The sequence below is a fragment of the Bradyrhizobium sp. P5_C11_2 genome, from assembly GCF_054049755.1.
In genome coordinates this window covers 1-11,018 of sequence record NZ_JBFULT010000283.1, presented here as the reverse complement: position 1 = coordinate 11,018, position 11,018 = coordinate 1, and the positions used below count along the sequence as shown (strand labels likewise).

Annotated in this window: 9 protein-coding genes and 2 pseudogenes; 2 read left to right on the top strand and 9 right to left on the bottom strand. The window is 61.1% G+C overall.

What is annotated here, in order from left to right:
• Positions 1 to 44: 44 nt before the first annotated feature.
• The gene (locus tag ACXJL8_RS24030; RefSeq protein WP_456685701.1) at positions 45 to 1,592 is read right to left on the bottom strand and encodes an ISL3 family transposase; all 1,548 of its coding nucleotides are present in this window, start codon (positions 1,590 to 1,592) and stop codon (positions 45 to 47) included.
• Between the two features lie 518 nt (positions 1,593 to 2,110).
• On the opposite strand from ACXJL8_RS24030, the gene ACXJL8_RS24025 reads away from it, so the two are divergent.
• Both ACXJL8_RS24025 and ACXJL8_RS24020 read left to right on the top strand, forming a co-directional pair.
• The gene (locus tag ACXJL8_RS24025) at positions 2,111 to 2,335 is read left to right on the top strand and encodes a dodecin (protein ID WP_456685700.1); all 225 of its coding nucleotides are present in this window, start codon (positions 2,111 to 2,113) and stop codon (positions 2,333 to 2,335) included.
• 228 nt (positions 2,336 to 2,563) lie between these two features.
• Positions 2,564 to 2,948 (top strand): annotated as a pseudogene (locus ACXJL8_RS24020) (ABC transporter substrate-binding protein); the annotation flags it as partial.
• 29 nt (positions 2,949 to 2,977) lie between these two features.
• Here ACXJL8_RS24020 and ACXJL8_RS24015 read toward each other — a convergent pair.
• From ACXJL8_RS24015 to ACXJL8_RS23980, 8 genes and pseudogenes are all read right to left on the bottom strand, one after another.
• A pseudogene (locus ACXJL8_RS24015) lies at positions 2,978 to 3,109 on the bottom strand (IS5/IS1182 family transposase); the annotation flags it as partial.
• A 116-nt stretch (positions 3,110 to 3,225) separates the two neighbouring features.
• Positions 3,226 to 4,446 carry an ABC transporter substrate-binding protein gene (locus ACXJL8_RS24010; RefSeq protein ID WP_456685699.1) on the bottom strand — a complete coding sequence of 407 codons (1,221 nt, stop codon included), beginning with the start codon at positions 4,444 to 4,446 and terminating at the stop codon, positions 3,226 to 3,228.
• A 701-nt stretch (positions 4,447 to 5,147) separates the two neighbouring features.
• On the bottom strand, positions 5,148 to 6,320 hold the full coding sequence (locus tag ACXJL8_RS24005; RefSeq protein WP_456685698.1) for a YbfB/YjiJ family MFS transporter: 1,173 nt from the start codon (positions 6,318 to 6,320) through the stop codon (positions 5,148 to 5,150).
• A gap of 31 nt (positions 6,321 to 6,351) precedes the next feature.
• Entirely contained in the window at positions 6,352 to 6,591 is a 240-nt protein-coding gene (locus tag ACXJL8_RS24000; RefSeq protein ID WP_456685697.1) for a dodecin domain-containing protein, read from the bottom strand.
• Positions 6,592 to 6,642: 51 nt separating this feature from the next.
• Positions 6,643 to 7,818, bottom strand: a complete 1,176-nt coding sequence (locus tag ACXJL8_RS23995; RefSeq protein WP_456685696.1) for a flavin reductase — start codon at positions 7,816 to 7,818, stop codon at positions 6,643 to 6,645.
• Between the two features lie 178 nt (positions 7,819 to 7,996).
• A complete protein-coding gene (locus ACXJL8_RS23990; protein ID WP_456685695.1) occupies positions 7,997 to 8,746 on the bottom strand; it encodes an enoyl-CoA hydratase/isomerase family protein in 750 nt (249 codons plus the stop codon).
• Entirely contained in the window at positions 8,746 to 9,933 is a 1,188-nt protein-coding gene (locus ACXJL8_RS23985) for a CaiB/BaiF CoA transferase family protein (RefSeq protein WP_456685694.1), read from the bottom strand. Before ACXJL8_RS23985 ends, ACXJL8_RS23990 begins: the two co-directional genes overlap by 1 nt.
• On the bottom strand, positions 9,930 to 11,018 hold a 1,089-nt coding region (locus tag ACXJL8_RS23980; protein ID WP_456685693.1), incomplete at its 5' end, for an LLM class flavin-dependent oxidoreductase. The genes ACXJL8_RS23980 and ACXJL8_RS23985, both read right to left, overlap by 4 nt.

The window sequence follows — 11,018 nt, the reverse complement described above, 5'->3', positions numbered from 1 at the left end:
CTGATCCTCCCTCGGCTTCGCGGTTCTTCCGCACTTTGCGTGGATCAGGCAGCGAGGAGCACGCGGCGGCGGCGGAGTGCGAAGCTGGCGCGGCCGTACATGGTACGCTTGAGCATCTTCAGCCGACTGATCTGCCCTTCAGCCTGCGCGTTGCTCCAGGGCGTCGTCAGCGCCGCCCGAACCGCCGGCCCGTCCTGCGCCAAGCCAGCCGCGAAGGTCTCCAATGCCGCCACGCCGCAGGGGCGCGTCTCGCGGAGCCATCTGTCGAGTTCGCCGGCCGCATCCACCGGTCGGTCGCCATCCAGGCCGCAGGCGCGCACCAACATCGTGAACCGCCGCGCCAGATCGGCGACGCGTGCTGCCTCGGCGTCCTGCCGGATGCGAGCGAGGTCGGCCGCGGCACGGGGCGGCAACGTCTTGATCGGCTGAACCAGGGTCCAGGCCAAGTGCTTGGGAGAGGCGATCGGTTCTGCTCTGGGAGCCTCCGCGCTCGTCGCTCCGGTTCGCGACAGCCACTTGTGGGCGGTGCGCGACGCCGGCACCGTGCGCCGCTCGGCGACGTAGCGGTGCACCTGCCGATGCGTTCCGGCAAAGCCCTGATCGCGGACCTCGCGCCAGAGCGCCATGGCGTTCTCGCAGCCTTCGGCCCTGCGCTGCTCCAGATGAGCCAGGTAGGGGTCGAGGCGAGACGGAGCGGACCGCTGCTGGATCGCGCGCTCGGGGAAGCTCTCAGCCTGGGCGTACTTGCGCACGGTCGCGCGCGCCAACCTTGTAGCGCGACCGATCGCCAGGAGGGTCTCACCTGCCAGATGACGCCGACGCACGTCCTCGTAGGCCGCAAGCCGCCGGGCACGACGATCACGGCTCATTGTGATCTCGGCGGCGCTGCGGCGGTATGCACGCAGGCGTTCCCCAGGCTGGCGGCCATCCCCGCTGGGTAGAGCGGGCAGCTGCCGCAGCCGGCCATGGACTCGGCCGAGCCAGCGTTCGATCGCCTGGCGCATGTTGAGAAGAAGATGCCATCGGTCGGCGACCTGGAGAGCAGCGGGAGCGCCTGCCGTCGCCGCTCGGGCGTACTCGGTCGAGCGATCGCGGGTGACGATCTGGATGCCGGGATGGCGCCGCAGCCAGTCGGTGACGGTCGCCCCGGTTCGGTCGGGCAGCAGGTCGATCGGGCATCGACGGTCGAGATCGACGAGCAGCGTGCCGTAGGTCCGTCCTTTGCGGATAGCCCAATCGTCGATGCCCACGGCTCGCGGCCGATCCACGCTCGGCAGCGGTAGGCGGTGCACGAGACGCAGGATCGTATCGGGGCTGGTCTGCATCCCCAGATGGCTGGTCAGGCGCGCACCGGCCTCGCCCCCGGCCGCAAGCCCGATACGGGTCTGAGCCTGTGCGAGGCGGCGCGTCTGACCGATGCTCGGCAGATCGGCCGAGCGGCGTTCATGGCGGCTGTGAACGGCAGAGCTGGTCGTGCCACAGGTCGGGCAACGCCCATGCACACGCCGCGCATGGGCGAAGACGACAAGACGACCGTCGCTCCGGATGACGCGCTCGATGGCGCAGCCCGGCAGGGATGAGGACAGGATCATCCCCCTGGTGAACCAGCCCGTGGCATCCCCGTCACCGCGACCGTTCCACGCAAAGTGCGGGAGAACCGAGAAGCCGAGGGAGGATAACGGCCCCTCGGCTCAAACGTCGAGGGGCTTCTAAACCGGCCAGGCAGGAGTGCGCCCATTGCCAGCATGCAGCTGCGCCAAGCAGCATCTCCAAAGCAGTCATTCGCCGACTTGGATGTTACGGAGCCCGAGTCTCACCTGCGGTCCTTGCCGCGCATATAAGCACCCGCGACCCCAGATGAGCGCCGAGCGCGAGCAGGCCGAGGAAGAAGCACCGCCGGAACATCCGCTCGCTGACCCGGCCTCGTACTTAGCTGCAAGTCCGCAGGCGGTTTCAAGACACCGTTCCCGCCTCAGCGACGTGATCCGCGTTCTACAAGAGGCCGCACACTTGGCCGATCAGCCTGCGGGACGATGACGGTCCGCCAGGCGCTTGATCCGCACCGGGATCGGGTGGATCCTGGCGGCTTGTCCTAGGGAGGGAAATTGCCGTGTCGGACCACGTCTACAAAGTCATCGAGCTGGTTGGCTCATCCACGGTGTCGATCGAGGAAGCGATCCAGGGTGCCATCGCACGCGCCGGCCAGACGGTGCGCAACCTACGCTGGTTCGAGGTGCTGGAGACCCGCGGCCAGATCGAGAACGGCAAGGTGCAGCAATACCAAGTCACCTTGAAGGTTGGGTTCACGACGGATGGGGCCGCAACAGGGGCCTAGTCGTCACTTTGAGACGACCGCCTGAGCTGCAACGAAGGTCCGCTTCTGCAGTTTAAGGATCAGAGGCAGTTACGCGGCTTTCGGCCAAATCTCCTCATTCATCATCGCCGTAACGCTTCGCGCCCTATTCCACCTGCGCTGGATCTCGCTGTGAAACAAGCTCAACGCTGGGATATCGGGTGGGCCCTCCTGGCCTCAACGATAATCTGCCTCGGAGAGCGGCCTGCCATGGCATTGATCCGGCGCTGCATCATCTCAGTCGCAATCAGTTTCGCCGCCATGACCGGGCCGGCCTCAGCCCAACCGATTCACGTCAAGATCGGCGTCCTCAACGACATGTCCGGCGTCTACGCGGATACCGGTGGAAAAGGCTCCGTTGTCGCCGTACAGAAGGCGGTCGACGACCTCGCCAAAACAAACCCGGACGTGTAGGTCGAGGTCGTCTCGGCCGACCACCAGAACATGCCGGATGTCGGCGCCCCCGTCGCTCGCCAATGGTACGACCGCGAGGGCATTGATGCGATCGCCGACGTGCCGACATCCTCTGTGGTACTGGCGGTAAGCCAAGTCACGCGAGAAGAACAAGGTCTTCATCGGCTCAAGGGGCGGATCAATTGCGTTCAAGATCTCCGGCGACGTCTAGATCGGAGGACGACCACACAACGCAGATTCCGGCATCAGCGGGCCGATCACCGCCCACCCAGCACCCGGCAGGTCGGTTTTATAGCCAAGGCCGGCGCGGCTATGCTGCCGCCGAGTGGTCGGGGTCCACATGGCGCTTCCAGATCAGGCTTCAGCACTCTCCTGGAAGCACTGCCGTCCCGACCACTCAACTCGGATCAACCAGCCTTCGGACGAACTCTGATGATGGGCACGGTCCAACCTTCCGATCAATGAGCGTTGGCCTTCCCCACCAGCGGACAACCCCCCTCCGACAACGGTCTAAAAGCCTGCTCTGCCGGAATCGTAGCGATCAATTTGTAGTAGTCGAACGGGTACTTCGACTCAGCTGGTGATTTAACCTGAAAAAGGTAAATGTTGCGCATTACGCGCCCGTCCTCGCGAATTGAACCGTTCTTCGTGAAGAAATCATTAATCGGCAATTCCTTCATTTTTTGGACAACCTTCGTAGCGTCGTCAGTCCCAGCGGCCTCAATGGCCTTTAAGTAATGTGTCACGGCGCCGTAGACGCCAGCGTTGGGCATGGTGGGTACCTTGTTGACCCGTTTCAAGAACCTTTTCGTCCACGCCCGTGTCTCGTCGCTCATGTCCCAGTAGAATGCGGAAGCCAAGAGTAGACCCTTCGCGTTCTGCAAACCCATACTGTGGACATCCGAGATGTAGGTCAGAAGCCCGACGATCTGCTGGTTCTGTGTGATGCCGAATTCGTTCGCCTGCTTGATAGAGTTGACCGTGTCGCCGCCGGCATTGGCGAGGGCTATCACCTTTGCACCCGAGGCTTGCGCCTGGAGCAGGAAGGAGGAGAAGTCCTGGGTATCCTGTGGGTGCCGGACGGCGCCAAGGACTTTTCCCCCGGCGGTGTTAACTACCGCCATGGCGTCGCGCTCGAGTGCATGGCCGAAGGCATAATCCGCGGTAATAAAGAACCAGGTGTCAGCCCCACGCTTAAGCAGCGCGCCGCCGGTCGCGTGGGCGAGCGCGTAGCTATCGTATGTCCAATGGACGCTGACAGGAGAGCAGGCCTTTCCGGTCAGGTCGGACGAGCCTGAGGACGAGATAAGGAAGGCGCGGTTCTTATCCCGAGTGATCTCTTGCACGGCAAAGGCGATCGACGAGACCGGCACGTCGACGATCGTGTCTACCTGCTCGCGATCGATCCACCGGCGGGCGATACTAGCACCGATATCCGTCTTGTTCTGGTGGTCGGCGGAAATGACCTCGATGCGCTTGCCGAGCACGGTCCCGCCGAAATCCTCAACTGCCATCTGGGCGGCAGTAACGGAGCCGATGCCGCTAAGGTCGGARTAAAGGCCGCTCATGTCTGCGAGCACGCCAATCTTGACAACGTCGTCCGAGATCTGCGCAGAAGCGTTGGTAACCAGAAGGGTGCAGGTTGCCACTGCAATGAGCGTGCATTTCCAATTTTTCAAGACGTTTCTCCCATCGAATTTTTAGCATTACTGATGTTCGTCGTGCATCGTGATCGAATTAGATCTAGAGTTGATGATCGACGTCCTTAGATTTGACATAGTAGACGCAGCAATGGAACGTAAGCTGGGCCTTCATCGATCTAATCGCCGGGATCTAATAGATAATTCATCGCGCTAACACGTCAAACCATTGGTTATGCTTGCCGCCGGGCGGACGCAGGCGTCAGGTTCGCACCACTTGCGCCGCAATAGCAGCTGCGATGACGAGTAGGCCAATTCACGTCCCGTGATCCCGATTGTCCATCCGTAGCGCTCCTCTCAAGCCATCCGACTAGGCCGGACGCGAAATCCAAACTGAGCCCGACACTCAGACGGCGCATCTTTTGTTTAACTTGAACGTCAACACGTCTCGCATGAGATCGTCGGTAAGTTCCGCATTAGATAGCGCTGCACCGCCCGCTGATGCGGCATGTTCTGCCCATCGTGAACTTTCATCGAGTCTTATTCTCCTTACGCGGCCGATTATTTTAACTCGAGGCTTGAAATGCGGGCAAGATATTTTTCGTTTGTAACCATTTGTTTTTCATAGGACTGCAAAGCCGCCTGTTGTGCTTGGCGTTCTAAAACGAAGAGGTCGGCGTCAGGACCGCGTCGGAAGTGGGTTCTGAAGCACGGCGGATAGGCAGAGTTAACTTGGCAGCTCACTTAAGCCATGTGACCATCCCAACAGCAGCCAAGGAGCAAGCTAAGCCAACGGCAAAAAGTTGGTTATGAGAGCCAGTATGGCCGAAAGCAAATGCGAGGGCGAGGGAACTCACCGCCTGAAAGACAGCAAAGCTGGCTGTCGTGTATTGCCATATGACTCCTGCAGTCTCACCTGCGATCTCACGTGTCCGGCCGAGTGCCACTGCTGTTGCACCGATCCCTCCAAATCCCCCTAGAAATGCTCCAAGAAGCAGGCAGAAGGCCGGGGGCGCTAGTACGAGCGCGACCCCAAACGCCTGGAGAGCGAACCACCACTGGATGGTTCTTGCGCCCCCCCAAAGATCGATTGCGCGCCCGGCCGTGAGAGTTCCCGAAAGGGCGCCGAGGCCAAAGAGCATCAATGCGTAGCTAGCGAAGCTGAATGTGTGGCCCTGTCCCCGGACCACAAGATCTGCGAGATAAACCATATGTGGAACCATGCCGGCGCCCGCGATTCCGTAAGCCACTATCAGAGCGGTCGCGCTGCCGAAGTTTGCCCCCTTTGATGGCTCGAGAATCTGAGTCTGCGGCCAGGCCGGTCGAGCGAAGGCCCAAAGAACAACCATGCAGCCTGCGAGGACAATCCAAGTGGCCGATAGTCCCCAGGTTAGGAGCGGCGGCATCGCGAGCGCCGTGACAATGATCCCGGTTCCGACACCTGATATAACGATACCACCTGCGGTTCCGCGTCGGGCGGGTTCCACGACGGCCTGCACCGCTGGACCAGCAAGGGACATGAGGACACCGCCTGAAACTCCGGCGGCGCTACGCCAGATCGCCAACCAGACCACGCCACCATTCCAGCTACAGGCAAAGAAGGAAAGCGCCGTCAGCAACATACCGCAATCAAGCGAACGCGGGACTCCGATGCGCTTCGCTATGAGCCGGCCGCCGGACACTCCGATGAGATAGCCCACCAGATTGAGAGCGCCCAGCAGACCTGCACCACCCCCATTCAGCCACCCGGCGGTGACCATCGCTGGGAATAAGGTGAGGTAAGCAAAGCGGGCAAGACCGACCCCAACGAGCGTCGCTGAGGCACCGGAGAGAGCAGGGCGAATAAACCGAACTCCCACGACACTGATTGGCCCGGAGGAAAAACAATGGTCGGGCTCGGCCTGCTGCTTCACAAAATGTCCCTTCACCGAGTGAGAACTTGGGCTACTTCTTTTTTCCCGAGCGACGATCCAAACAGAATCCGAGTTTTACTTGCAATTGGAAGTGACCAAACGAGCCGTCGCTCGCGGAATGCCCTCCAGCTTCAGTGACCTGAAGCCACTCAGGACGGTCGATTGTCTGTTGTGCGGTCGCGATCGCCCGCCGGATCAAGCCATCTCTGCAAGAAGGTGACGAGCCGTAGGTTTTGGTCACAGAATAAATGTGGCTTATCGCTACCTTCATTGTTGCTCAAGTGCGATCAGAAACGGCAATGCTCTCAAGTAGAACCGCGCGTCAGGACGGCGTCTTACCCCCGATGCTCTGAGTGGCGTCCGCCGCGGTTTGGATTAACCGTCTAGTAATGACCTCAATTTTGTCGCAGGGCACTTTTCCTTCAGGGCCCCAAATTGTAATTGCCAAGACAACGTTTCCGGGTACATCGAAGACCGGAGCCTGAGCAAAGTGAAATTCGTAACGTTTGCCAGTTTTTAGCGGCCCGGGGTTGTAGCTGGTTGCGGCGTCCGCAAGCAATCTAAGGAGGTCCTTCTCGGTTATCGCGGCATCGCCGATGCTGGTCAGGAAGGCCGCGCGCTCCCATTTGAGGCTCACCTCGTGGCCGAAGCCGATAGCGCAGCCACGCGAGCGGATATTCTTAATCATTTGCATGCACGATTGATGGTCCAGACAGAATTCGCCTCCGCAATGGGAGAGCCACTCTGACTGTTCCTCCGGCGTTCCCCAAGCCGCGAAAGCGCCACCAACCGGCGGCATAAACGGCAGCCGCTGGCCGACACGCGTGGGGAAATCTACTGTACGCGACCGTCCGAATGAGCCGACTAGAATAATCTCGGACTTCACGCGAGCGACCGCAGTCACCTCCGTGTCGAACTCGCTCGCTAACCTCTCGAGCGAGGGCCGAATGCGATCGAGCAACCTCAACTTGTCGAGGATCTCGGCCTCGCCGCTGATCATCGATTGGGCGGTGAACGTGCCGTAGCCACCACGGTAGAACAGAAGCGGCGTAGCGGCCGCGCCGAGGTCCAGATCCAAGACCCGGCCCAGCACGATCAGATGGTCGCCAGCCTCGTATTCGGTTACCTTCACACATTCAATCTGCGCAATGGCGCCGGCGATCACAGGATTGCCAAACTCGGACCGACTCCAGTCGATATCCGAGAACTTGTCGGGCCGCTTCGATGCAAGATCGCGACAGACGTCCAGCTGGTGCGCGCCCAGGACGTTCACGCAGAAATTGTCGAGCTGCTGCAGCTTCTGCCAACTGGACGATTTCTTGTCGGGCATGAAGGAAATCAGCGGCGGGTCGAGCGAAGTCGAGCCGAAGCTTCCGACAACCATCCCGACGGGGGCACCGTCCGCGCCGCAGGCGGTAATTACCGCGACGCCGGTGGGGTACTGTCCGAGGAYCTCGCGAAAGCGACTGGCCGAGATGGCCGAGGACGACGGTTCCATCTTGCTCCCTTTCGAGGTCTAAGAGCGGCAAATCTGACGACGATGAGATTGCCGGCGACGAGTTAACCTGACCTGGCGTTTGGAGCGAGCCGAGTAAGAGGCGGCTGAATGGCTGTGGCCGTGGGACGCCGGAAGGCCAGATTAGATGAACAAGTGCCGACAGTGGTCGATGTTCGTTTCAATTTTTGCGATTTTCAGCAGCGGCAGCGCGATAGGCAGCAATTCGTCTATGGATACCCGGCCGTGCAGCCGAACGCGCGAGACTGGCTAAATCTCTGTCATCTGCGACTTGATCCTGCCGAACGTTGGCGAGCAGATCGCTCATCGCCGTAGAGCTGAGGTCCTCGATGCTTGTCCTCACTGCCGTGATGATGCTGTCCCAAGCCTCACGTTCTTCGAGGTGGGTCAGCAGGCCCACCTCGCGTGCTTCGACACCAACGAGTGTAGAGTTCGCAAGAAGAAATTCGCGCGCCTTCTGCTCCCCAAGAAGGCACCCGAGCCTGCGGGTACCGAGAGCGATGCCGAAGCGGTAGCCGGGGAAGCGGAAGCGGCAGCCGGGTGCACCAATCCGATAAGTAGACGCGGCCACCAAGTCCGCGCCTGCGCCAAAAACAGCCCCATGCGCACACGCTATCGTCACGAAGGGAGCGCGCCAGAGCAGTTGGAGTGTCTGCTCGATCCGGACGAAGCGCAGAAGCAGGTCCCCCTCTGACAGGTCGTCCACGCCTGTGAAATCGAAGCCGCCGCAGAAGTTCTTCCCGTTCGCATCAAGCACTACGATACGGGCGCCTGTTTCCGCCGCCTCTTGGAGGGCCAACAGCAACACGTTACAAAGTGTGTCATCGACCGCGTTTGCTTGATTGGGCCGATTGAGCGTCAGGCGTAAGCCGCAGGCTCCGAGATCGCTGACGATGACCGGACCGTTCATCAGTCATTTTCCTTGATCCAGTCGCGCGCGACCTCCTTCGTGTGTTCCCCTAAGGTCGGTGGCGGCCGATCAATTTTGAATTCGAAATCGCTGATTGCGATGGGAAAGCCAACGGTCGTCGTGCTGACGCCGTTGGGCAGCGTGAGGTTATGGAGCAATCCCATGGCCTGGACATGCGGATCAGCCAGGATCGAATCGAAGCTGTTGACTGGAGCGCAGGGGATACCCTGGGCATCGAGTTTCGCGAGCCAGTGCGCGCGGGGCATGGTGCTGAAGATCGGCTGCAGGAGATCGAATAGCTCGGCCTGATGGCGGGCGCGCAGTTCTTGGGTCTCGAACCGCGGATCCGCGGTGAACTCCTCCCTCCCCACGACGCTGCAGAATTTTCGCCAGAGCTCTTGGTTACCCGCTGCAACGACGAATGGGGCATCCTCTGCGTCGAAGCCCCGGTAAGGGGCGTTTCGCGGGTGTGCCGAGCCGAGGCGGCGTGGAACGGCACCGGTGCCGAAGTACTCGCTTGTCTGGAGTGCAGAGATCCCCAAGAGGCTCCCAAGCATTGAGCAGTCAATAAAGGCGCCCTTGCCCGTCTCCGTTACCTGCCGCAGTACCGCCGAGATGCAATAGGCAGCATAGAGGCCGGCGCAGAAGTCTCCGACAGGAACGCCGCACTTCACGGGCGAGCCACCGGGCTCCCCCGTGACGCTCATCAAGCCGCTGATGGCTTGGACGGTAACGTCGAAGGCTCCCTTTTTCGCATAGGGGCCAACCTGGCCGTAACCGGAGATCGAGCAGTAGACGATCCGGGGGTTCAGCTTGGCTACGGCTTCATAGCCGAGGCCCAAACGCTTCAGGACGCCCGGCCGGAAATTCTCGATGATGACGTCGGCCGCGCGGCAGAGCTCCTGAAGATGGGCGACTTCAGCCGGGGCCTTGAGATCGACAGTGATGCTGCGTTTATTGCGATTCAGTGACGCGAAGTTGCCGCTGAAGCGGCCGGCGTGCTCACGCCCCTCCGGCGCCATCAGTGGCGGCCAGTCACGCATACCGTCGCCGCCGTCTGGCCGCTCAACCTTCACCACGTCGGCACCGAGGTCGGCCAGGAGCATGCCGACGTAAGGGCCAGCTGCAATCTGGCCAAACTCAAGGACACGTAGACCGGAAAGTGGTCCGTTGCTCGTGCTGCTCATGCCCGCAAACCCGCTTGCTTCATCAGAGGAAGAACATTATTCCCGAAGTATTCGAGATCCGGCAGGTAGTCGAAAAAGTTCACTTGGACGCCGTCGCAGCCAGCCGCGTGCAGCTTTATAAAGCCCTCGACGATCTGCTCGGGTGTGCCGACGAGGTGGACGTTCCCGCCGATCACCCATTGGGCGCGGCTGTGTCCGCGCCAGGACTTGGTATCCCCGCCCACGAAGGTCTGCACGAAGTTGTCTGCTGCCACGGGGTCCTCATGCTCCAGGATGCGACGGTAAGCATCCTGCGCCTCTTTCTCAGTCGGGCGGCAGATCACGTGGGGATTGATGATCGTCTTGACCTGCCGTCCGTAGGAGGCGGCAAGGTCCTTGATGCGGGCGTTAACCGGCGGCAGGGTCTCATAAGCCTTGGCCGGCTCGGCGCCGCCGGGGCTGGTGATGAAGATGAAGTCCGAGTGCTTCGCCGCGTAGGCCAGCCCGGCGCCGGACGAAGCCGCGTTGACCAAGAAGGGGCGGCGGGCCCCCGGCCGTGGCGCAAGGAAGGCCTTCTCCGTCTTCCACCAGCGCCCATTGAAGGTCAGGTTCTCATCCTCGGCCCAGAGGCGTTCCAGGAGCGTCGTGAACTCGTCGGCCATGTCGTAGCGCAGGTCGTGCTCGATCATGTCGAGGCCGAACATGCGGTACTCGCTTGGCTTGTAGCCGGTCACGACATTCACGCCCCATCGACCGCCACTAATGTGGTCGAGAGCGGCGCCGAACTTCGCGAGGTGCAGCGGGTGCCAAGCGTAGAGGATGTGGACCGTGTTGATGAGCACGATCTTCTTCGTCATCGCCGCCAGCGCGGTGTTGACGATGATCGGATCGAGTTCGTGCTCGCGGAAGCGCATCTCGCCACCATATCCGCCCTTGCTCATCCATTGCGCAAGGCCGAAGGCTAGATCGAACCCTAATTCCTCCGCTTTCAGCGTGCATTTCGATAGATAATCGAAGGTCCAAGAGGTCGTCCGAGGAGCGCGAGAGGGGCTCCAAGCGCCCTCCTGCATCGGCAAGAAGAGTCCGAGAACGAGCTTGTTCTTGGG